The organism is Fructobacillus ficulneus, assembly GCF_001047075.2.
Classification (GTDB): domain Bacteria; phylum Bacillota; class Bacilli; order Lactobacillales; family Lactobacillaceae; genus Fructobacillus; species Fructobacillus ficulneus.
This window is the reverse complement of the sequence record NZ_DF968005.1, coordinates 586,368-608,079: the sequence shown is the minus strand read 5'-3', so window position 1 is coordinate 608,079 and position 21,712 is coordinate 586,368. Positions and strand designations below refer to the sequence as shown.

Below are 21,712 nucleotides of genomic sequence, written 5' to 3'. Positions count from 1 at the left end.
GCGATGGTTTTGAAAAGAATCGTTAGCGAAAAGAAGAAGGAGTAAGTATGGTGATAATTACAGCAGGAATGATTGGGGTTGGAAAAACAACATTAACGGAGCTAGTGGCTAACCACTTCGGTACACAGGCATTCTTTGAACCCGTTGGTGATAATCCGGTCTTACCCTTGTACTATGAAGACCCAAAGCAATATGGCTTTTTACTCCAGATTTTCTTTTTGAACCGCCGTTTTGACATGATTAAGAAGGCTTTGGCTGATGATAATAATGTTTTAGACCGGTCAATTTATGAAGATGAGTTGTTCACAGAAGAAAACCACAAGGATGGCAATATTTCCGACATGGAAATGGATGTTTACCATAACCTTCTAACAAGAATGATGGATGAACTTCAGGCCCTACCCAAAAAGGCACCCGACCTGATGGTTTATGCTGATGCTGACTTTGACACGATTTTGAAGCGAATTAAGAAACGTGGGCGTGAGTATGAACAATTCGAAAATAATGAAGAATTAAAGGCTTACTACCGCAAAATGTGGGAAGCCTACCAAGGTTGGTTTGCTAGTTATGACCAATCACCAAAAATTAAGGTCGATTTGCAAAAGTACGACTTAGAAGATCCAAAAAATCAAGAAATTATCTTGGGTCAAATTGAGGATGCGCTTCAAGCGGTCCGTTCATAATAACTAAAAAACGGTTCCAATCAAATCTGATTGGAACCGTTTTTTATGTTAGTTATTTTGATTTTGTTGGTCAGCCAGCAATTTTTTGATGTCTTGCAAAACGACTAATTCAGGACTTGGCGCAGCAGGCTTTTCTTTTTCTTTAACAACTAGCTTCGTTAAAATCTTGATTAAGAAAAAGACCACTAAGGCAGTGATGAAGAAGTTAACCAAGTCATTCAAGAAAGCACCATACTTGAAGACCAGGTGCTTATAGGCCACCCACTTTAAACTGGTCAGGCTGTCGCCTTGGCCGGTAAAAAATCCCACTAGGGGGTTGATCAAGTTGGTCGTTAATGACTTGACAATTCCTGTGAAAGCACCACCAATAATGACACCAACAGCGAGGTCAACCATGTTCCCCCGACTAATAAATTCTTTAAATTCTTTTACCCAGCGCATAGTAGACTCCTTTGTATAATGAGTCTATTATAACACTACTGTTTCAATTTTTGCACTAGACTTGGGTCTGGTGTGACATAAGTGGTGGATTGTCCTTCAAAAATCACATAACCCGGCTTGGCACCATTTGGTTTCCGCAACTTGCCAGCTGGCAGATAGTCAACGGGTACGTTGGCTGATTCGCGAGCCTTGGAGAAATAGGCGGCCAATTTAGCCGCTTCATCAATTGTTTGGTCAGAAGGGTGGTCCGAGTGAATAATGACGTGCGAACCTGGGAGCTTTTGAACGTGGAGCCAAATGTTCTGACGGTTAGCCTTTTTAAGTGACAATTGATCATTTTGTAAGTTATTTTTACCAATTTCAATCAAAGTACCATCACTAGCCGTGAACTTATCTGGGGCTGACAAAACGTGCTTGGGCTTTTTAGTCTGCTTACCCTTAGTTTTAATCCGGACTTTTTCACGAAGGTAACCCTGGTCGATTAGCTCCACTTTGATGTCGGCGACATCTTTTGGGGAAGCAACAGTTAGCTGGGTGGCAATCTGGTTAAAGTAGTCAATTTCTTGGTCGGTGGTAGCTAACTGATCAATGACGTAATCCTTAGCTGACCGGAGCTTGCGGTACTTGCGGAAATAGCGGTTGGCGTTTTGCAGACCGTCAAAACGGGGGTCTAAGGCGATATCTAAGAGTTTGTTATCGTCGTAGTAGTTTTCGATTTTAACGGACTGCATACCTTTTTTAACCAGATGAGGGTAGGTGATTAAGAGATCACCCTTAACCTTGAAGGTATCGGCATTATCCGAGTCAGTTAGGGTTTGTTCCAACTTCTTCTTCTTCGTTAGATTTTTCTTTAATTCATTTTTTACCAAACGAACTAGGGAACTGGCCTGTTGGTTAACGCGGTCCGCTTCTGCTTGGCCTTGGAAATAGGCATCGAGCAAGGCCCCAAGAGTTTCAAAATGTTGTCCACCTAGTTCAGGTTGCCAATCAAAGGCGGCAAATGAAAACTTGTTTTTGATTTGGTAGAGAGTTGGTTGAGCCTGATCAAAGTTGGCTAGCCAGTCCTTGGCGGTTTGGATAGCATCAGCTCCGGTTTCGAGGGCAGTTGCTAAGTTTTGAGCGGCAATTGTCGAAAAGCCCTGGTAGGTTTGTTGGATAGCCTTTGCCCAATCAGCCTTATCTTGGTCAAGGAGGATTGGGCCGAGAGCTTGAAAGTCGCTGCCGAAGGGGTTCGTCATATTTTGAGCTGGTGGCAAGGTATAGGTTGCCCCAGGAATTAGTGAACGAACACGGTTTTGGTCAGCGGGGACATGCTTAATGAGCTCGAGAATTCGCTGATCTTTTTGGCGAACTAAGAAGAGGTTTGAATGCCGGCCCATCATTTCCAAAGTCAGTACTAAGGTTTGCATATCACCTAATTCATCGTGGGTACTGATTGAAAAATTAAGGATTCGGTCGTTTTCGACTTGGTCAACAGCCGTCAATCGAGCACCCTCGAGGTTCCGTCGCAAAAACATGGCAAAGTTAGGAGGGGTAGCTGGATTTTGATAAGGAATCTTTGTTACTTGAGCTCGAGCATAGGCGGGGTTTGCTGAAAGTAGGACCGGATAATTTGTGCTGTTATTCCGGACAACCATAATAATTTCGTTTGGGTATGGTTGGTGGATTTTAGTAATGCGGCCACCAGCGAGTTGTTCATTTAATTCTTTGGCCAGGGAATGGACAAAGAGGCCATCAAGGGGCATGTGCGTTCCTCCTTTAAAGGAAATAGGGATACATCTATTATAACGGATGAGGACTTGAAATGCTTTTAGCAAAAGAAGACAACAAAAAACCTCGCTTTGAAAGCGAGGTTTAAAGTGAAATTACTTATTTTCAGTCACTTGCTTACCGTTGTACATCCCTGATGGAGAGACGCGATGAGCAACGCGGTATTCACCGGTAGTCTTGTCCAAAACGATGTTTGGTACATTCAAACCGATGTGTCCGCGACGGTTACGCTTGTGAGACTTAGAATTCTTGTTTGATGGGGTAGCCATGCTGGCACCTCCTTTCGGTCCAATTTATTCAACCTATTAAGTCTATCGAATTTGTTCTCGAATGTCAACATCTTGCCTTTAAATTTCAAAGAAATAACCTTAAAATCAAGAAACAAAGCTTAACGTAGACAAAGAGTTCTGTTAAAATAGTAGGTACTGAAGTGCTTGGGATTGTCGATTGTTAACAAGCCAAGCAAACTATATTTTAAAGGACACCGGGCAAATGGTAAAGCAAAATGTTAAAAATATGATAATGGTTCATTTAGTGGTCATTGCTTTTATTCTTTTTGTCGAGGTTACACCGACGCATTTTACCTTTTTAATGTGGAATGTCTTTTTGGCTATTTTACCACTGGACTTTGCCTTAATGGTCTTAGTGACACCAACGAAGGTTTTGCGGGCCGTTTTTTCAACGCTTTGGCTCTTGTTCTTCCCAAATACTATGTACATGATTACGGACTTTATTCATCTGCAGTACATCAGCGATGGCCTAGATGTCCGTTTCCAATACTTTAACTATTCAGTCCTAGCTACTGGGATTTTCATCGGTGTGTTCTTAGGAGCCTTGTCGCTGGACATTATCATGTATCACTACCTACCAAAACAAAAAGATGCAGCTATCTTGATTACTTTGGCAGTGGTTTCACTAGTATCATCCTTTGGGATTTACCTGGGTCGGTTCCTACGGTTGAACTCCTGGGATGTCTTTACTAACCTGCAGATGGTTTGGGACTATATGAAGGCCTCTGCTTCGACACATATGGCTGCCTTTGTGATTTTCTTTGCGGGCGCCCAGTTCGCCATCCTAGTTGTTTATCATTTTGGTGGCCGCTTGTTAGCAAATTTGGCTATTGAACGACCAGAACAATAAATTCATTTAAAATTAAAAAGGTGCTTGACTTTAGCACCAAAAGAACGTATAGTTACTGTTGTTGAACAAGTAGAAGCGCCCGCTTCTCGCCTAGTGATGATTGCTGTTGCTAGGCAGATACACGTTGTACTTATGTACAGTCAGGTAAAGTGGGCGAACTTCGGTTCGTCCACTTTTTTCTTCGTTGTTCACAACAAAATATTTTGGAGGTACCTAGCCATAGCACGCCAACCACGACAAGTTGATTTGATCAACGACAATATTCGAGCAAGTCGAGTTTTATTGATTCATGACGGTAAGCAAGAGGAAATGTCAACTGCTGATGCGCAACGCATCGCTGATGACAAGGGAGAAGATTTGGTCTTAGTACAGGCTAACGCTGTCCCACCAGTTGCTAAAATCATGGACTGGGGTAAAGCGAAGTTCGAAGCGCAAAAGCGCCAAAAAGAACAACGTAAAAACCAAAAGGTTGTCCAGGTTAAAGAAGTCCGGATGTCTCCGGTGATTGATTCTGGCGATTTCGAAACACGTAAAAAGGCTGCTATCAAGTTCCTTGAAAAAGGTAACAAGGTTAAGCTAAACTTGCGGTTCCGCGGTCGGATGATTACTCACCAAGACATTGGACGAGAAGTCTTAGAACGAATGGCCAACGAATTGGATGATATTGCCAAGGTTGAACAACGCGCTAAGATGGATGGCCGGCAAATGTTCTTGGTTCTTTCACCTAAGAAGGGCTAAGACAAACTGCTGGTTTCTGGGATACTTGAAAAACGATAGGAGAATGGACTCATGCCCAAGATGAAGACTCATCGCGCTGCAGCAAAGCGTTTCAAGAAGACAGCTAAGGGTGGCTTTAAGTCAGCCTCAGCTTATACTTCACACCGTTTCCACGGTAAGACAAAGAAGCAACGTCGTCAATTGCGTGGTACGCGAATGATGAACAAGACAACCATCAAGAAGTACGCAAAGATGTTGTCTACCCTCTAATTTTAAAGGGTCGTTAAATTACTAATTATTTAGGAGGAATTACCCATGCGAGTTAAGGGTGGTACAGTTTCACGCGCACGTCGTAAAAAGTTTATTAAGTTGGCTAAGGGTTACCGTGGCCAACGTCACATCAATTACAAGGTTGCTAAGCAACAAGTGTACAAGTCATACTTGTACGCTTTCCGCGACCGTCGTAACCGTAAGCGTGACTTCCGTAAGTTGTGGATTGCTCGTATTAACGCAGCCGCCCGCATGAACGGTTTGTCATACTCAAAGTTGATGCACGGCTTGGATTTGGCCGGTGTTCAATTGAACCGTAAGATGTTGGCTGATTTGGCCGTATCTGACTTCGATACTTTCTCAAAGCTTGCTGAACAAGCAAAGTCAGCTTTGTCAAACGATTCAGTATTGGTTCAAGAACGTCATGCAGCAACTACTGAAACAACTGTTAAGGTTGATCGTTAATCAGTATTGGTTAATGATTTTAAAAGATCTGACTTCGGTCAGGTCTTTTTTTGATTTTATTGTTGCCGCAGGCGACTTAGTCTAAACTTCTTTGATTACCTTTAAAAAAACTTTTTGGACTCACTAAGTCTTAACTGTTTAAATATGAGCGAATTATGGTAAACTAGATATAATTGAAATCGAGACAAAGAGAAGAATGGTCAAATGTACCGCTTTTCAAGCTGATTCACTTTATAAAAAAGTAATTAAAGGAAACAACATGACAAACTTAAATATAATTCCCTTCGGGGGCGTACGTGAAAACGGAAAAAACATGTATGCTGTAGAAGTCAACGATGAGATTTTCATCTTAGATGCAGGGTTAAAGTATCCTGAAACTGAACAACTCGGGATTGACGTCGTCATCCCAGACTTTGAATATCTGTTGAAAAACCAAGATAGGATTGCTGGAATCTTTTTGACTCATGGTCACGCAGATTCAATTGGGGCTTTACCTTATTTACTCCAACAATTACAGGTGCCGATTTTTGGTTCTGAATTGACGGTAGCCCTAGCCAAGTTGGCCATTGAGGGTGAAGACTCACTGAAGCATTTTGATGATTTTCATGCTGTTAATGAGAATACTGAAATTGATTTTGGGACCGTAAAAGTATCGTTCTTCAACACCACCCACACCATTCCTGATGCTTTGGGAATTGTTTTGGGAACAGACGAAGGACAAGTGGTTTATACTGGCCATTTCAAGTTTGACCAAACAGCCCAGGCTGGGTACCAAACAAACTTTGCTCGCTTGGCAGAAATCGGTTCTAAGCCAGTTTTGGCTTTGTTGGCCGATACGGCCGGAACTGAAGATATTGGCAAGCCAATGGTCAGCGAAAAGCGGATTCACGAGTATGTTCAAGAAAGTTTTGAAAATGCTAAAGGAAAGCGGATTATCGTTGCTGTTGTGGCATCGAATATCCAACGAGTCCAACAAGTCATCGATGCAACGGTCAAGACTCATCGCCGCTTGATTTTTTCAGGCCAAGATGTTGAACAAATCGTGACGACTGCTTTGGACCTCGGAAAGTTAAACTTGCCTGCACCGAAGGAAGAACTTTTTGCAACCCTAGCTGACTTAGAAACCTTGCCAGCGGGTCAGATTGTCGTCTTGGAAACAGGTAAGATGGGCGAACCTGTCAAAAATCTACACAAGATGGCTAAGGGCGAAAACCCCAATATTTCGTTGGGCAACTCGGACCTGGTCTTTATTGCGACAACACCTTCGTTTGCGGTTGAATCTTATGTTGCACAGACACGAAACCTCTTGTTCCAACAGGGCGCTGATGTTAAACAAATTTCAACTGACTTGCGGTCATCTGGTCACGGATCAGCAGAAGACTTGCAAATGATGATTAATTTCTTGAAGCCGGAATTCTTGTTCCCTGTCTCTGGTGAATACCGGGTGATGGTAACTGGCAAGAAGGCTGCGGAAGAAGTAAATATTGCGAGCGATAAAATTATCATGGCCAAACGTGGTGACCAATACCGTTATAACGGTGAAACCTTTGCCAAAGAAGGCGGAATTACCGTTGGTGAAACCATGATTGATGGTGATTCATTGAATGATATCGGTAATGTTGTTTTGCGCGATCGCCGAATCTTGTCTGAGGATGGTGTCTTTGTCACTGTTGTGACCATCGATCGTAAAAAGCGTAAGGTTGTTTCAAAGCCTAAGATGACATCGCGTGGTTTTGTCTACGTCAAGGCGAACCGTGACTTGATGAAAGAAGCTGGCAAATTAACCATCGATGCCATTGAAGACTATTTGAAGGATTCAAAGGTCTTTGATTGGAACGAGTTGAAGAATGGGGTCCGTGAGACGTTATCACGGTTCTTGTTTAATGAAACCCGTCGCCGGCCAATGGTGATGCCAGTGGTAATGGAAGTTAACCAAAACCGCCGTCCGCACCATAAGGGTCCTGAACAGACAGGTAAAAAGCCTGGCGAAAAGGGTGAAAGTAACAAGCCCCAGGCTAAAAACCAAAATAATAAAAAGCAAAATAATAAAAACCAAGGGAAGGGTCAGAAAAAGTCGAACCCCAACCAAGCAAAGAAAAAGGCAATAGCAGAGTCTGCTACTGCCAAATAAAAGGACCCGGAAGGGCCTTTTTTACTTTCTTAAAAATTAAAAAACAGATGGAGGACGAGAATTTGTCAATTGAAATTAGCAAGTTAATCGATCAGGCCCAAAATGAGTATGACCAGGAAAATTACCGTCAGGCTGCAGATTTATTGGCTGAAGTTTACCAAGAAGAATCGAGCCTCCAGGTTAATCATAGTTTGGTCTTGGCTTTGCAAAAAGACCAACAATTTCAGCTAGCAAAAGACTATGCTAATGACCATATTAATGATTATTTGCAGGACACCGACCTTTTTACCTTGTACTTAGATTTACTGTTAGCCACCCAAAATTTTGTGCTGGCACAACAATGGGTGTTGCAAGGACCAGAGGATTTAGACCGGGAAACTGAGCTAGGAAAAATCCGTGCTGCTGAAAATGAAGCTATCGCGAACCAGGGCCAAACAATTGCTGTGATTGAAAAGCAATTCTATCACTTGAGTGACGAAGACTGGTCCGGCCAACAAGACCGCTACCAACAGGGATTTCATTTGCCGGTCGCCAGCTTCACTACGGGGGCAAAATTTTTGTTAGTTGACCCATTTGCCACACCGTTGATGCGGGCAACCTTGATGGCAGACTTACAACAATTAGGTGAGGATGGCTCAACCACATACCAATGGCTGGATGGAAACCGCTACCAGGTTGATTTTCAAGCAACAGCCCCTGTTTTCGCATCAAAGACCTTTACGGACCTAGTAGGGGCCTTGGATGACTTAGTTGGTCAAGAAGACCCAGTCGCCTATCAGGCTCTCTTTGACCAGTTACGACTGGAAGCAATGTTGGTCTTCCCACGATTAAGCGAAGGAATTCCTGATCCTGAAGCCTGGGTAGATGTTGATTTGGCAAATTTTTATCAGGACCAAAAGCCAGATGAAGAGCCAGACCAAAAGCAAGTTCATGACCTCGTTCAAAAGGCTTTTATTGAGTTGGCCCAACAACAACTTTAACAATAATAGGTGTTTACAAAGAATAGAGAAATTAGTATAATAATTCTCGGCTTAAGTGCCAGAAAAACGCTGATTAAGGTTGCCTTTATGGCCCAGGCGTTGTAAAATATAAACATACGATTTTCTCGGGACAAACTGAGAGACAAAATTGGAGGAAACTACATTGGCTAAGGAAACTTACGTTCGCAATAAGCCCCACGTTAACATTGGTACGATCGGACACGTCGATCACGGAAAGACTACTTTGACTGCTGCTATCTCAAAGGTATTGGCAAAAAAAGATGGTGGAACTGCTACTGATTTCGCTGAAATCGATAACGCTCCTGAAGAAAAGGAACGTGGTATCACGATCAACACTTCTCATATCGAATATGAGACGGATGCTCGTCACTACGCCCACATCGATGCCCCAGGTCACGCCGATTACGTTAAGAACATGATCACTGGTGCCGCACAAATGGATGGTGCCATCCTTGTTGTTGCCGCAACTGATGGTCCTATGCCACAAACTCGCGAACACATCTTGCTTGCTCGCCAGGTTGGTGTTGAACATTTGGTTGTCTTCTTGAACAAGACTGACTTGGTTGATGATGAAGAATTAATCGAATTGGTTGAAATCGAAGTTCGTGAATTGTTGTCAGAATATGACTTCCCAGGCGATGATATCCCAGTTATCAAGGGATCAGCTTTGAAGGCATTGGAAGGCGACGAAGAACAAGCTAAGGTTATCTTGGAATTGATGGATGCTGTTGATACTTACATCCCAACTCCAGCACGTGAAGATGACAAGCCATTCTTGATGCCTATCGAAGACGTATTTACGATCACTGGTCGTGGTACTGTTGCTTCAGGTCGTGTTGACCGTGGTGTCTTGACTACTGGTACTGAAGTTGAAATCGTTGGTTTGAAGGAAGAAATCCAAAAGACTACGGTTACTGGAATCGAAATGTTCCGTAAGACTTTGGAAGAAGCTCAAGCTGGTGACAACATCGGTGCATTGCTTCGTGGTGTTGATCGTGACCAGATCGAACGTGGTCAAGTTTTGGCTGCTCCTGGCTCAATCAAGACTCACAAGAAGTTCATGGCTGAAGTTTATGTCTTGACTAAGGAAGAAGGAGGCCGTCACACGCCATTCTTCACTAACTACCGTCCACAATTCTACTTCCACACAACTGATGTTACTGGTGTCGTAGAATTGCCAGCAGGTGTTGAAATGGTTATGCCTGGTGATCAAGTAACGTTCGACGTTGAATTGATTGCACCAGTTGCCATTGAAAAGGGATTGAAGTTTACTGTTCGTGAAGGTGGCCACACTGTTGGTGCCGGAACTGTTACTGAAATCGAAGAATAATCTAATTATTTTTCAAAAAAGTCCACTTAGGTGGGCTTTTTTCTTTGCAGTAAATTGGGCTACAAAAAAAGGAGGCAACCAGCTGTTCAGCTGGTTGCCTCCTTTTATTTCACTATTTGTTCTTATCTTGTCCCAAGGCCTTGTCACGAGCAGCCTTATCGGCTTCCGCGTCGACAGCGGGCATGCTAATCAAATCTTCTAAAGGTGTATTGATACGTTCTTCTTGGTTAACAATTCGTCCCATCGCATGTTTCCTCCAATTGGCTTTGATTGGCACCTATTATAGCACGATTTTAACTGTTATTCTGCTGGTACTTTTTCAAAGAGGTAGGTTGTATCAGTTGTTGTTTGGTAGGTCGCGTTTTCCATATCTTCATCAGTAAGTGAGAAACTTTGTGGTCCTTGATTATTGTTTTTGGCGATATTGACCACCAGAAGACCGGTATCTTTTAGGTGATCAAATAAAAGCTGAGCCTGGTCTGTGATTTGCTCTGCTACCGGAAGGGCCTGGTCGGTGTCTGACCCATAATCAAGGATGGCTAGGTCTAACTTGGTAAACTTACCAATTTCGGCCTGGAGCTTACTAGCATCCAATTCGCCATTAATTACGGCTACCCGGTCTTGCAGACCGGCCATAAAGAGGGAAGAAGCGGTCTTGTTAGCGTCTTCCTTGTGCTGGTGGAAGCTCAATACTTGACCTTGGCTACCAACGCGACTGGCTAAAAATCGGGTGTTAAGCCCGGTAGCGGCGGCACCGTCCAAAACTAGGGCGCCAGCTTGGATGGTATTTTCTAAAATATTTTGAATAAATGAACGATTTGAAATTTGCATCATGTACTCCACTTGTTTTCTTAGTCCTAGTATAGCGAATTTTTGTGACCTTGTGCTATAATAAAGTTACTTTTCAACACTAGTAGTGATAGCGGAGCTTCAGAAAGTAGACGGGACTGCGAGTCTACCAACTAAAATCACGAACTCGGTTGATGCACCTGCCGGTGAAGTCCAGTAGTCGGTACGTTTTTGCTGCGTTAAGGCATTCTTGAGGTTCATTAATTTGGACAAAACGTAGGTGGTACCGCGGTGATAATCGCCCTATGTTAGGCTTTTTTTGTCTAACATAGGGCTTTTTTTGTTTGATGGAGGAAAAAATGGGATACGATCACAAGAAGATTGAAGGAAAGTGGCAACACTATTGGGAAGAAAACAAGACCTTTAAGGCGGACGACAAGTCAGACAAGGAAAAGTACTTTGTCATGGACATGTTCCCTTACCCATCTGGTCAAGGACTCCACGTTGGTCACCCTGAAGGGTATACGGCAACGGATATTGTGTCGCGGTTTAAGCGTGCACAGGGGAAGAACGTCTTACATCCAATGGGATGGGATGCCTTTGGTTTGCCCGCTGAACAGTATGCTTTGAAGACTGGAAATAACCCAGCTACCTTTACAGATCAAAATATCCAAGTTTTCAAGAACCAAGTTCAATCATTGGGATTCTCTTATGACTGGGACCGGGAAATCAAAACGACTGACCCTAACTATTACCGTTGGACCCAATGGATTTTTGAAAAGCTCTACGAAATGGGCTTAGCCTATGAAGATGAAATCATGGTTAACTGGGCACCAGACTTCCCAGGTGGTGGTTTGGTTGTTTCCAACGAAGAAGTCATTAATGGTAAGACGGAACGTGGTGGTTACCCCGTTTACCGTAAGCCAATGAAGCAATGGGTTTTGCGGATTACGGCCTATGCCGACCGCTTAATCGATGATTTGGATGGTTTGGATTGGCCAGAAGCCATCAAGGAACAACAACGCAACTGGATTGGTCGTTCAATTGGGGCCTCAATTCGTTTTGATGTTGAAAACCATGCTGGTGAAAAAATTGAAGTTTTCTCAACCCGTCCTGATACTTTGTTCGGGGCCTCATACCTGGTCTTGGCACCGGAACATGATTTGGTCGACCAAATCACAACAGCCGACCAAAAGGCTGCTGTCGCTGCTTACCAAGAAAAGATTGCCTTGAAGTCTGATTTGGAACGAACAGACTTGAACAAGGATAAGTCAGGGGTCTTCACTGGGGCTTATGCGAAAAACCCAGTCAATGGTGACTTGTTACCAATCTGGATTGCCGACTATGTCCTAGGTTCATATGGAACTGGTGCCGTTATGGGTGTTGGTGCCCACGACCAACGTGATTACGACTTTGCTAAGAAATTTGACTTAAAGATTACGCCAGTCATCGAAGGTGGTGACTTGTCTGATGAAGCTTACACAGGTACTGGGGTGCATATCAATTCTGGTTTCTTGAACGGGATGGGTAAGCAAGAAGCCATTGACGCCATGATTGAATGGCTGGAAGAACATGGCGACGGTGAAAAGAAGGTTAACTACCGCTTGCGTGATTGGATTTTCTCTCGTCAACGTTACTGGGGTGAACCAATTCCTGTTATCCATTGGGAAGATGGCACGCAAACTTTGGTTCCCGAAGATGAATTGCCATTGCGCTTGCCAGACATGACAGAAGAACAATTGAAGCCGTCTGGAACTGGTGAATCACCTTTGGCCAATGCCAAGGACTGGTTGGAAGTTACTCGTGAAGATGGTATGAAGGGTCGTCGTGAAACGAATACGATGCCTCAGTGGGCCGGTTCATCATGGTACTTCTTGCGCTATGTTGACCCTCGCAACGAAAATGCTTTAGCAGATCCTGAAAAATTGGCTTACTGGAAGAATGTTGATTTGTACGTTGGTGGGGCTGAACACGCTGTTTTGCACCTCCTCTACGCCCGGTTCTGGAACAAGGTCTTGTACGACTTGGGTGTTGTCAAGGAAAAGGAACCGTTCCACAAGCTGGTTAACCAAGGAATGATTTTGGGTGAAAACCACGAAAAGATGTCAAAGTCAAAGGGTAACGTTGTTAACCCTGATGATATCGTCAACGAATACGGGGCCGACACTTTGCGGATTTATGAAATGTTCATGGGTCCTTTGACGCAAAGTAAGCCTTGGTCTGAAGAAGGGGTGACAGGATCACGCCGTTGGTTAGACCGGGTTTGGCGCTTGTTCGTTCAAGAAGATGGATCATTGACTGATAAGTTGACTGACAAGGTTAACGATGACACGTTGAAAAAAGAGTACAACATGACCGTTAAGAAGGTCACGGAAGACTTGGAAAACTTGCATTTCAACACGGCTATTTCAGCCATGATGGTCTTCATCAATGATGCATACAAGGCTGATGCTTTGCCAGAAGCTTACATGGAGGGCTTCGTTCAAATGTTGGCGCCATTTGCACCGCACTTGGCTGAAGAACTTTGGTCAAAGTTGACCGGTTCAACGGAATCAATCACATATGTTGCTTGGCCTACTTATGACGAATCTGCCTTGGTTGATGATAGTAAGGAAATTATTTTCCAAATTAACGGTAAGGTTCGTTCAAAGCAAGTTATGTCGGTTGACGCTAGCCAAGATGACATGATTGCTGCTGCCAAAGCAGATGACAAGATTCAAAAGAACTTAGAAGGTTTGGATATCAAAAAGGTAATTGCCATTCCAGGTAAGTTCGTCAATATTGTTGCCAAGTAAGAGGTAACGTGTTATCTTAGTCTTTAGCTGATTAATGCTAATGATTCCAAGATTGACCTGACGGTTGTTTAACCAACCGCCGGGATACATATTTAAAGGTGATAAAAGCATGTCCCAGGATTCAAATCAAAATCAAGAAAAAAAGCAAGGACCACTTGACCGTAGTGCCCTTGATAACCAATTGTTAACGGCGGATGAACTCTTAGCCAAGTTGGAAGTAAACTTACGGCCAAAAAGCCGGCGGGCGAAGTCCTTTGGCAAGTCACGGTTAAATAAACCCTATAGTAAAAAGCAGAGTTGGTGGTCTTTTTCATCAGAAAAAAAGGCCCGGCAAAAAGCGTCGAAAGATCTAGTTAAGCGACAAGAAACTCGCCAAAAGAACCAGCAAGATTGGGCCGCAAGTCAGGGTGATGAAGTCACGACCTTAGCTGATGAAGCTGTTGCTAGTTTTGGCCAGTCGGCTAGTGATAGTCAGGCCTTAGACCAAAGTCAAGGTGGGGGCAATAATGCCCTGGTTCGCGGATCTTTTTGGCTGTCGTTAGGAAACATCGTGTCCCGGCTGCTCGGGGCAGTCTACATCTTGCCATGGTTAGCGATGTTAGGCCAAGCAGCCAACCAGGGAAACGCCTTGTTTTCTCAGGGTTATAACATCTATGCTATTTTGCTTTCGATTGCGACCTTTGGATTTCCATCGGCGATTTCGAAGGTCATGGCTCAGTTAATTGCCAAAAAAGATCAAAAGGGTCTCTGGTCTTTGACAATCAAGTCCTTGCAAATTGGTGTGATTTTGGGAATTGTCTTCTCAATTTTGCTTTATGTGGCTGCACCGGCCTTGTCGAATGGCAACTCGGCGGTTGTGCCAGTCTTACATTCCTTGGCTCCGGCTGTCCTGATTTTCCCGGTTATGTCAATGATTCGAGGGATTTTTCAAGGTCACCAGTTAATGCACATCTCGGCCATGTCTGATATCTTTGAACAAGTTGGCCGGGTGATTTATTTGCTTGGAGCAACATGGTTGGTTTTGAGCCATGATAGCAGTAACTGGACCGGTGCGGTTGTTCAATCCACCTTTGCTGCCTTTATTGGAGCCTTGTTCTCAATGGCGGTCTTGGGCTATGGCTGGGTCCGCTATGCACGGTTAATTCACCCAGTTGCGGGTGTGCCGGATGAGCAGGCGGTCTTAGCTCAGCGGAGCAATGCCGGTCGCAGCGCTAGCTCTGATGAAAAGACACCAGAACCCACTGCTAAGGCTTTGGACCTGGTTTGGAGTATCTTGAAGGAATCATGGCCTTTTGTCGTGATTGGGTCATCAACCAACCTCTTCTTGTTCGTTGACCAGTACACCTACTTCCCATTGATGAAGACCTTCTTCCATTCAACGGCTAATAATTTACAAATTCAATTCGCCCTCTTTTCGGCTAATCCGAATAAGTTGGTCATGATCGTGATTTCCTTTGCCACTAGTATCGCTGCGACGGCCTTGCCAATCTTGGCTGCTAAGAAAGCGGCTGGGAATGCCAAGGAGTTGAAGGAACAGTTGGTAGCGGTTTTGCGCCTAACCTCACTGGTCCTTATTCCATCGGCATTGGGGATGTATGCCATCGCTGACCCGCTCTACCGGTTCTTCTACCCAATCGACCATACTGTTCAAGAAGGGGTTTACCTCTTGCAGTTCTCCGCATTTTTGACGGTAATTATGTCCTTCTTCATGCTCTTGGCCTTTATCTTACAGGCCTTGTCCCATGGAACAGAGGTGATGCGGGCCTTTGGTTGGGGCTTCTTGATTAAGCTAATTGTCCAAGCACCCTTGATTTACCTCTTCCAGGGGATGGGGGCCTTGATTGCTACCGCCCTTGGATTGGGTTGGTCATTGATTTTGATGATGAAGTTCCTCAAACGAGAGTACCACGTCTCATTAGGAACGATTCGGACAACCATGACAAAGACTTATGTTGCTGCGATTATAATGGCAATTGTTGCCTTTGCAGTGTCCTGGCTTTCAACCCATTATCTTTTGGCGGCAACGTCTAAGATCGGGGCTGGCTTAGCCACTGCCTTAGGTGTTGGTGCCGGTTTAGTCGTCTTGGTTATCTTGTACAAGAAGATGGGCTTGTTGCGCCAAGTTTTGGCACGCGGTCAAAAATAACAATATCGTTTAAAGCCTGAATGACTAGGGAAATCCCTAGTCATTTTTCTTTGAAATTTTTAAAATCAAGGGCTGTAGATGGGGCTAGTCTATGATATTATGAAACTTGAATACAAAATTCTTTTTTGAAAGTGAGGCTGCCATGCAAGCTCGTATTAAATCTTGGCGGAAGAGTGCCTTAACTGGTGCTGTTTTTATCATTTCTGTGGGTCTTCAGGTCTTCGGTCTGAACTATTTTTTAATCCCAAATGACATTTTCTCAGTTGGAATTAACGGGGTTTCCCAGTTGTTGTCACTTTTGACATTGGATTTTTGGCATGTGCATATTCCAACCGGATTATTCTTCTTGATTTTTAACATCCCAATTGGAATTATGGGTTGGAAATTGATTGGCGGTAAGTTTACTATCTTATCATTTCTGAATGCGGTCGCCGTTTCATTTTGTTTGATTTTCGTGCCGGTTCACCACTTTACGACCCAGCCTTTGCTGGCCTCACTCTTTGGGGGATTGTTAGTCGGTGCTTCCGTAGGAATTGCCCTTCGTTATGGTTTTTCAACTGGTGGCCTTGATATCATTTCGATGGTGGTTCAGAAACGAACAGGAAAGTCGATTGGTGTCTTCTCAAATATGGTCAATTTCATCATTGTTCTTTTGTCTGGATCATTTATTGGCTGGCAGAACGCCCTTTATACTTTGATTGGTATTTATGCGACTGGACGGATGATTGACAGTATCTATACCGGATATCAGAAATTGACGGCAATGATTGTCACTTCTAAGGGCGAAGAGGTTATCGATGCTTTGCACCGTGACTTAATTCGCGGTATTACTATCTTGCCCTCAGAAGGTGCATACACTAAGCGTGAGTCAACAACCTTGATGATGGTTCTATCACGGTTTGAACTTTTTGAAATGCAAGAAACTGTTCGTGCAGTTGATCCGCGGGCCTTTATTAACTTCTTATCAACTGTTTCGGTGGCAGGTGAATTCCTCGATGCCGACCGGCAGTTGCAAATGAAAAAATCAATGGGGCCCAAGGCGGTCACGATTGACGCCCAATTGGAAGCTGAACAACAATTAGCTGACCAGTTGGAACAACTTAAAGAGCAACATCAAGACGATTCAAAATAAAACTGATGCTGGTTGTCCGCGAAATGTGGAACCAGCATTTTTTATTTGAATGTTCGGAAATTTTTATTGCTAAATGAGAAAAAACCAAGTACAATAGATATAACAATTTAAGAGGAATTTACAGATATATCGCTGGAAAATGGCCAGCAGTCTCTACCACGCACCCAAAGCCGTGACTATCCGTGAATGCGAACTTCTAAACTTTTTAGGGAGCATTTTGCGGAGCTGTTATTGCTAGCAAAGTGCTTTTTTGGTAGATATATTTGTACAGATGGTGAGGAGAATCATGGCAGAATTTAAGATCAAAAATAAGTTCGTCCCAATGGGTTTGACTTTTGATGACATGCAAATGTCAGCCCCTAAACAAGACGACGTAGCATTAGATGATGTTTCTCTTGAAACTGAGTTGACACCAACTTTGAAGCTCAAAATCCCTTTGCTTTCCGCTGCAATGGATACAGTCACTGAAGCCAACTTTGCCATTACTTTGGCCCAGTTTGGTGGTCTTGGTGTCGTTCACAAGAACATGACAATTGCTGCCCAAGCAGGTGAAATTGCTAAGGTTAAGGCCCACCCCGTTGATTTGGAAAAGTTTCCCAATGCGGCAACTGATGCTAATGGTGCCTTGATTGTTGCCGGTGCTGTTGGTGTTACTAACGATACGGTTGACCGGGCTGGTGCCATGGTTGATGCCGGTGCCGATGCTATTATCTTGGATTCTGCCCACGGCCAATCAGAAGGCGTTTTACGCAAGGTTCGTGAAGTTAAGGATGCTTTCCCAGATGTCAACATTATTGCCGGTAACATCGCCACAGAGGGAGCTGCTTCAGACCTTTACGATGCCGGTGCCGATGTGGTTAAAGTTGGAATCGGACCTGGTTCAATTTGTACAACTCGTGTTGTCGCCGGAATCGGTGTACCACAGTTGTCAGCTATTCGTGACGCTGCTAAGGAAGCTAAGCGCCGTGGTAAGACCATCATCGCTGATGGTGGGGCTAAGACCGCTGATGACATCATGAAGGCGATTGCCATGGGTGGAAATGCCGTGATGCTCGGTTCAATGTTCTCAGGAACAAAGGAAACTCCTGGTGAGGTCTTTGAAGACAACGGCCAAAAGTTTAAGTTCTACCGGGGCATGGGTTCAATTGCAGCCATGGAAAACGGGTCAAAGGACCGGTACTTCCAAGGTGAAGTTAATGAAGCCAAGAAGATGGTTCCAGAAGGAATTGAAGCCCGCGTTGCCTACAAGGGTACTTTGGCTGATATCTTAGGGCCAATTTTGGACCACGTCCGCCATGAAATGGCTGAAATGGGTGTTAAAACTGTCCAAGAAGCCATCGACCAAGCTGATAACGTCGAAAAGACCACTGGTGTCTTTGACTACCAAGCTTCTTTGTAATTTTTGCGAACACTAAACGATTGATCGGGAGAAATTATGACTGACACACATGCACAACACGGACTGGGCTACGATGAAACCTTGCTCGTGCCAGCAGCATCAAATGTTTTGCCTCACTTAGTTGATTTGAAAACAAAATTGGGTGCCTTAGAATTAGCCAACCCATTGGCTGGGGCACCATTGAACCCAGCAGCTGATGCCAAGGAAGTAATCTTGGCAATTGCGCAATCAGGTGGTTTAGGCTTGGTACCAGCAACTGAAAAGATTGAAGATCAAGCAGCTCAAGTTGTTGCCATTAAGGGAACAGCTGTTGATTTGGCAGTGAGCCCACAGACTTTGACTGCCGCTGACGAAACATACGCCGTTGGAGCCGAGGTTTGGTTAACAGCTGATGTCCAAGACCGCGTAGCAGCCTTGGTTGAAGCCGGCGTATCAGCCGTCTTCTTGTACTTAAATGATGACGTAACGGAAGAAGTTGCCGCAGCTATCAAGGCTGTGAAGGATCAATTGCAAAACGCCGTTTTGGCAGTTGGAACCTTGGAAGACCCAGCCGCAGCAGAAAAGGTTTTGGCCTTGGGCGCTGACGCCGTTATCGCTGGTCGGTCAGTCCATTCTGCCTGGCCAGATGATATCCACTATCCATTCTTGACGACAGTGATGGGCTTGGCTGAAGTAGCTACCCCATTGAACAAGGCTGTGATTGCCCAGGGTGGAATCCACTATTCTGGGGATGTTGTTAAAGCCTTGGCCGGTGGGGCTGACCTGGTGATGGTTTCAGATTACCTTGCCAAAGAAGAAGTTCCAGCCGATGCTGTTTTCCAAATTGATGGTGGGCTCCGGGCCGGAATGGGTTATACTGGGTCACATACGGTTGTTGATTTGAAAGAGAAAGCGCAATTTGTCCAAATTACGGATAATGGCTTGAAAGAATCACACCCCCACGATGTGGAAATTACGAAAAAAGCACCGAACTACGTTGAACAAGAAAGAGACTAAGCCATGACCACAGGTAATGACAAAATCTTAGTATTGGACTATGGGTCACAATACAACCAATTAATCACGCGCCGTGTCCGTGAATTGGGCGTTTTTTCTGAATTGAAGTCATCAAAGATGACCATTGATGAAATCAAGGCCTACAACCCCAAAGGAATTATCCTCTCAGGTGGACCAAAGTCAGTTTATGAAGACGATGCCTTCAAGATTGATCCAGAAGTCTTCAAGCTTGGTATCCCTGTTTTGGGTGTTTGCTACGGCATGCAATTGATGGCCCAACACTTGGGTGGAAAAGTTGAAGCCAACCCTGGTAACGGGGAATTTGGTCAAACTGTCATCAAGCAAACGGAACCATCAAAGCTCTTTGCTGGCACACCCGAAGAACAAGTTGTCTTGATGTCTCACTCAGACAACGTGACAAAGTTGCCAGAAAACTTCGTCGTTGCTGCTGGGTCTGAAAAGACACCAATCGCTGCAATTGCTAACGACAAGGACCGGTTGTACGGAGTACAATTCCATTCAGAAACCACTTTGTCAGAACATGGGAAGGAAATCATCAAGAACTTCGTTATCGAAGTTGCTGGTGCCGACGCCTCATGGACGATGGCCGGCTTTATCGATGAACAAATCGAAAAGATTCGTGCCGAAGTTGGCGACAAGAAGGTCTTGCTCGGTTTGTCAGGTGGGGTTGATTCCTCAGTTGTTGGGGTTTTGCTCCAAAAGGCCATCGGTGACCAATTAACTTGTATCTTCGTTGACCACGGTTTGTTGCGGAAGAACGAAGCCCAACAAGTTATGGACATGTTAGGTGGCAAGTTCGGTTTGAACATCATCAAGGTTGATGCCCAAGAACGTTTCTTGTCAAAGTTGGCTGATGTTACTGACCCTGAACAAAAGCGTAAGATTATCGGTAACGAATTCATCGAAGTCTTTAACGATGAAGCCTTGAAGTTGAAGGATGTTGATTTCCTAGCTCAAGGAACTTTGTATACTGATGTCATCGAATCTGGAACTGACACTGCTCAGACCATCAAGTCTCACCACAATGTTGGTGGCTTGCCAGAAGAAATGCACTTCAAGTTGATCGAACCATTGAACAAGTTGTTCAAGGATGAAGCTCGCGCCTTAGGGGAAGAGTTAAACATGGACCACGAATTGGTTTGGCGTCAGCCATTCCCTGGTCCTGGTTTGGGTATCCGTATCATGGGTGCCATCACCGAAGACCGTTTGGAAACTGTTCGTGAATCAGACTACATCTTGCGCGATGAAATCGCCAAGGCGGGTCTTGAGGCCGACGTTTGGCAGTACTTTACTGTCTTGACCAACAATAAGTCAGTCGGGGTCATGGGGGACTTTAGAACCTATGAATACACGATTGCTGTTCGGGCCATCACTTCTGTTGATGGGATGACGGCTGACTTTGCCCGTTTGCCATGGGATGTCTTGCAAAAGGTCTCATCACGGATTGTTAACGAAGTCGACCACATTAACCGAGTCGTGTACGACATTACCGCTAAGCCACCAGCAACGGTTGAGTGGGAATAAATATAAAATTGCTTGATTTTTAAAAGACCTTGTTCACTTTGAACAGGTTTTTTTTTAGTTGAAACTATAGTTGAGGCCCATACTATCTGGCCATGTTAGTAGCAATCCGACCAGACACGGGCAATATGTTAAAATAGAATCATTGTTTTTGAGGGAAGAATGGATTGATTTTAATTGATAAAAATGAATAACTCAATTAGTTATTACGTATCTAGGAGAAGAAAAATGAAAAAATTTGCTCGATTACTTTCGAAAAAGCAAGTCTGCACTTTACTGATACTGACGTTGTTGGTTATTGGTGTTGGAACTAGTTGGGTTATAAATCGAATTGACAAAAATACCAATATCGAGGGGACCTATGACCATCAACTATCAGAATCTCTGGTGGGATTAAAAGTCGCTACTCAATTGAAAATTACTAGTCATCACCGCGTTACCTTGAGGACAATAAGTGACAGTCCTGAGGTTGGGATTTTTGGTATTCAGGCAGGAGATCAGGTAAGTGGAACCTATCGAGTGACAAATGTCTGGACAGGTCAGATGGAAATTACGATTCAAACACTAAAATTTAAGGGGTTCTGGGATGATTCCCACAAGCACTTAATTCTTTCGACGTCGGAGGGTAATATCGGTATCTACACAAAGGCCCACCAGAAAAAGACGACACCACAAATGTCTGGTTCTTATCGATACAAGCCTGCTAGTTCTGATGCTTACCCACAAAATTCAAAGATTGTTTTTGCCGGTAACCAGGCTAAATTTGTTAATAAAAATGGTCAGATTGATTTTTCTTGTGAATATGTAATCCGAAAGGGTTTGGTTTACATCGGTGAATATGGGATAGTTAAAATTACAAATCCATCTCCTGTTAAAGGTTTAGAACTAACGTTTGAGGATGCAATGAAGAGGACATGGTTACTGTAAAGTAATTTATTTGGCAAAAGTCAGGCTTTCAATTTTTA

General features: G+C 44.0%; 20 protein-coding genes, 1 riboswitch and 1 other annotated feature. Of the genes, 15 read left to right on the top strand and 5 right to left on the bottom strand.

Translation table 11 applies throughout. The features are described from left to right. Positions 1 to 47 precede the first annotated feature (47 nt). Positions 48 to 683 (top strand): deoxynucleoside kinase, encoded by a 636-nt coding sequence (locus tag AOQ29_RS07480; protein ID WP_061993854.1) that lies wholly within the window; start codon positions 48 to 50, stop codon positions 681 to 683. Positions 684 to 731: 48 nt separating this feature from the next. On the opposite strand, the gene mscL is transcribed toward AOQ29_RS07480, so the two are convergent. The 3 genes from mscL to rpmF all read right to left on the bottom strand — a co-directional run bounded on the left by mscL (position 732) and on the right by rpmF (position 3,163). Beyond that, entirely contained in the window at positions 732 to 1,124 is a 393-nt protein-coding gene (gene mscL / locus AOQ29_RS07475) for a large conductance mechanosensitive channel protein MscL (RefSeq protein ID WP_061993853.1), read from the bottom strand. Positions 1,125 to 1,159: 35 nt separating this feature from the next. After that, positions 1,160 to 2,869 carry an Rqc2 family fibronectin-binding protein gene (locus AOQ29_RS07470; RefSeq protein WP_061993852.1) on the bottom strand — a complete coding sequence of 570 codons (1,710 nt, stop codon included), beginning with the start codon at positions 2,867 to 2,869 and terminating at the stop codon, positions 1,160 to 1,162. Positions 2,870 to 2,989: 120 nt separating this feature from the next. Then, the gene (gene rpmF / locus AOQ29_RS07465) at positions 2,990 to 3,163 is read right to left on the bottom strand and encodes a 50S ribosomal protein L32 (protein WP_047974236.1); all 174 of its coding nucleotides are present in this window, start codon (positions 3,161 to 3,163) and stop codon (positions 2,990 to 2,992) included. A gap of 223 nt (positions 3,164 to 3,386) precedes the next feature. Between rpmF and AOQ29_RS07460 the strand changes: the two genes are divergently transcribed. The 7 genes from AOQ29_RS07460 (at position 3,387) to tuf (ending at position 9,948) form a co-directional block, all read left to right on the top strand. Further along, the gene (locus AOQ29_RS07460) at positions 3,387 to 4,034 is read left to right on the top strand and encodes a DUF1361 domain-containing protein (protein ID WP_061993851.1); all 648 of its coding nucleotides are present in this window, start codon (positions 3,387 to 3,389) and stop codon (positions 4,032 to 4,034) included. A gap of 61 nt (positions 4,035 to 4,095) precedes the next feature. Next, positions 4,096 to 4,221 (top strand) — a sequence feature (ribosomal protein L20 leader region). Further along, positions 4,167 to 4,772 carry a translation initiation factor IF-3 gene (gene infC / locus AOQ29_RS07455; RefSeq protein WP_322788037.1) on the top strand — a complete coding sequence of 202 codons (606 nt, stop codon included), beginning with the start codon at positions 4,167 to 4,169 and terminating at the stop codon, positions 4,770 to 4,772. Its footprint overlaps the feature before it by 55 nt. Positions 4,773 to 4,823: 51 nt before the next feature. After that, the gene (gene rpmI / locus AOQ29_RS07450) at positions 4,824 to 5,021 is read left to right on the top strand and encodes a 50S ribosomal protein L35 (RefSeq protein WP_061993849.1); all 198 of its coding nucleotides are present in this window, start codon (positions 4,824 to 4,826) and stop codon (positions 5,019 to 5,021) included. A 45-nt stretch (positions 5,022 to 5,066) separates the two neighbouring features. Continuing rightward, positions 5,067 to 5,486, top strand: a complete 420-nt coding sequence (gene rplT, locus AOQ29_RS07445; RefSeq protein ID WP_061993848.1) for a 50S ribosomal protein L20 — start codon at positions 5,067 to 5,069, stop codon at positions 5,484 to 5,486. A gap of 259 nt (positions 5,487 to 5,745) precedes the next feature. Further along, positions 5,746 to 7,617, top strand: a complete 1,872-nt coding sequence (locus AOQ29_RS07440) for a ribonuclease J (RefSeq protein ID WP_061993847.1) — start codon at positions 5,746 to 5,748, stop codon at positions 7,615 to 7,617. A gap of 62 nt (positions 7,618 to 7,679) precedes the next feature. After that, entirely contained in the window at positions 7,680 to 8,597 is a 918-nt protein-coding gene (locus tag AOQ29_RS07435) for a hypothetical protein (protein WP_061993846.1), read from the top strand. Between the two features lie 163 nt (positions 8,598 to 8,760). Next, on the top strand, positions 8,761 to 9,948 hold the full coding sequence (gene tuf / locus AOQ29_RS07430; protein WP_061993845.1) for an elongation factor Tu: 1,188 nt from the start codon (positions 8,761 to 8,763) through the stop codon (positions 9,946 to 9,948). Positions 9,949 to 10,060: 112 nt separating this feature from the next. On the opposite strand, the gene AOQ29_RS08370 is transcribed toward tuf, so the two are convergent. After that, positions 10,061 to 10,192, bottom strand: coding sequence for a hypothetical protein (locus AOQ29_RS08370; RefSeq protein ID WP_275936587.1), 132 nt, complete (start codon positions 10,190 to 10,192; stop codon positions 10,061 to 10,063). 56 nt (positions 10,193 to 10,248) lie between these two features. Continuing rightward, positions 10,249 to 10,779 (bottom strand): hypothetical protein, encoded by a 531-nt coding sequence (locus AOQ29_RS07425; protein ID WP_061993844.1) that lies wholly within the window; start codon positions 10,777 to 10,779, stop codon positions 10,249 to 10,251. Between the two features lie 317 nt (positions 10,780 to 11,096). Here AOQ29_RS07425 and leuS point away from each other — a divergent pair, with 317 nt between their 5' ends. The 7 genes from leuS (at position 11,097) to AOQ29_RS07390 (ending at position 21,674) form a co-directional block, all read left to right on the top strand. Then, positions 11,097 to 13,532, top strand: coding sequence for a leucine--tRNA ligase (gene leuS / locus AOQ29_RS07420; protein ID WP_061993843.1), 2,436 nt, complete (start codon positions 11,097 to 11,099; stop codon positions 13,530 to 13,532). A gap of 109 nt (positions 13,533 to 13,641) precedes the next feature. Continuing rightward, positions 13,642 to 15,678 (top strand): putative polysaccharide biosynthesis protein, encoded by a 2,037-nt coding sequence (locus tag AOQ29_RS07415; protein WP_061993842.1) that lies wholly within the window; start codon positions 13,642 to 13,644, stop codon positions 15,676 to 15,678. A gap of 142 nt (positions 15,679 to 15,820) precedes the next feature. Further along, positions 15,821 to 16,810: a YitT family protein gene (locus AOQ29_RS07410; protein ID WP_061993841.1), complete on the top strand. Its 990-nt coding sequence runs from the start codon at positions 15,821 to 15,823 to the stop codon at positions 16,808 to 16,810. Positions 16,811 to 16,912: 102 nt separating this feature from the next. Next, positions 16,913 to 17,009: riboswitch (purine riboswitch) on the top strand. Between the two features lie 87 nt (positions 17,010 to 17,096). Continuing rightward, positions 17,097 to 18,209, top strand: coding sequence for an IMP dehydrogenase (guaB, locus tag AOQ29_RS07405; protein WP_061993840.1), 1,113 nt, complete (start codon positions 17,097 to 17,099; stop codon positions 18,207 to 18,209). Between the two features lie 36 nt (positions 18,210 to 18,245). Next, on the top strand, positions 18,246 to 19,205 hold the full coding sequence (locus AOQ29_RS07400) for an IMP dehydrogenase (protein ID WP_061993839.1): 960 nt from the start codon (positions 18,246 to 18,248) through the stop codon (positions 19,203 to 19,205). A 3-nt stretch (positions 19,206 to 19,208) separates the two neighbouring features. After that, positions 19,209 to 20,750, top strand: a complete 1,542-nt coding sequence (guaA, locus tag AOQ29_RS07395) for a glutamine-hydrolyzing GMP synthase (protein WP_061993838.1) — start codon at positions 19,209 to 19,211, stop codon at positions 20,748 to 20,750. Positions 20,751 to 20,975: 225 nt separating this feature from the next. Beyond that, the gene (locus AOQ29_RS07390; protein ID WP_061993837.1) at positions 20,976 to 21,674 is read left to right on the top strand and encodes a hypothetical protein; all 699 of its coding nucleotides are present in this window, start codon (positions 20,976 to 20,978) and stop codon (positions 21,672 to 21,674) included. Positions 21,675 to 21,712 lie beyond the last annotated feature (38 nt).

Excerpts from the sequence above, each read along its gene's own strand:
- mscL (WP_061993853.1), bottom strand. The coding sequence starts at position 1,124 with ATGCGCTGGGTAAAAGAATTTAAAGAATTTATTAGTCGGGGGAACATG.
- AOQ29_RS07390 (WP_061993837.1), top strand. The coding sequence starts at position 20,976 with ATGAAAAAATTTGCTCGATTACTTTCGAAAAAGCAAGTCTGCACTTTA.
- AOQ29_RS07440 (WP_061993847.1), top strand. The coding sequence starts at position 5,746 with ATGACAAACTTAAATATAATTCCCTTCGGGGGCGTACGTGAAAACGGA.
- rpmF (WP_047974236.1), bottom strand. The coding sequence starts at position 3,163 with ATGGCTACCCCATCAAACAAGAATTCTAAGTCTCACAAGCGTAACCGT.
- AOQ29_RS07410 (WP_061993841.1), top strand. The coding sequence starts at position 15,821 with ATGCAAGCTCGTATTAAATCTTGGCGGAAGAGTGCCTTAACTGGTGCT.
- AOQ29_RS07460 (WP_061993851.1), top strand. The coding sequence starts at position 3,387 with ATGGTAAAGCAAAATGTTAAAAATATGATAATGGTTCATTTAGTGGTC.
- guaA (WP_061993838.1), top strand. The coding sequence starts at position 19,209 with ATGACCACAGGTAATGACAAAATCTTAGTATTGGACTATGGGTCACAA.
- infC (WP_322788037.1), top strand. The coding sequence starts at position 4,167 with ATGTACAGTCAGGTAAAGTGGGCGAACTTCGGTTCGTCCACTTTTTTC.
- AOQ29_RS07415 (WP_061993842.1), top strand. The coding sequence starts at position 13,642 with ATGTCCCAGGATTCAAATCAAAATCAAGAAAAAAAGCAAGGACCACTT.
- AOQ29_RS07480 (WP_061993854.1), top strand. The coding sequence starts at position 48 with ATGGTGATAATTACAGCAGGAATGATTGGGGTTGGAAAAACAACATTA.
- rplT (WP_061993848.1), top strand. The coding sequence starts at position 5,067 with ATGCGAGTTAAGGGTGGTACAGTTTCACGCGCACGTCGTAAAAAGTTT.
- guaB (WP_061993840.1), top strand. The coding sequence starts at position 17,097 with ATGGCAGAATTTAAGATCAAAAATAAGTTCGTCCCAATGGGTTTGACT.
- AOQ29_RS07470 (WP_061993852.1), bottom strand. The coding sequence starts at position 2,869 with ATGCCCCTTGATGGCCTCTTTGTCCATTCCCTGGCCAAAGAATTAAAT.
- AOQ29_RS08370 (WP_275936587.1), bottom strand. The coding sequence starts at position 10,192 with ATGGGACGAATTGTTAACCAAGAAGAACGTATCAATACACCTTTAGAA.
- rpmI (WP_061993849.1), top strand. The coding sequence starts at position 4,824 with ATGCCCAAGATGAAGACTCATCGCGCTGCAGCAAAGCGTTTCAAGAAG.
- AOQ29_RS07425 (WP_061993844.1), bottom strand. The coding sequence starts at position 10,779 with ATGCAAATTTCAAATCGTTCATTTATTCAAAATATTTTAGAAAATACC.
- leuS (WP_061993843.1), top strand. The coding sequence starts at position 11,097 with ATGGGATACGATCACAAGAAGATTGAAGGAAAGTGGCAACACTATTGG.
- AOQ29_RS07400 (WP_061993839.1), top strand. The coding sequence starts at position 18,246 with ATGACTGACACACATGCACAACACGGACTGGGCTACGATGAAACCTTG.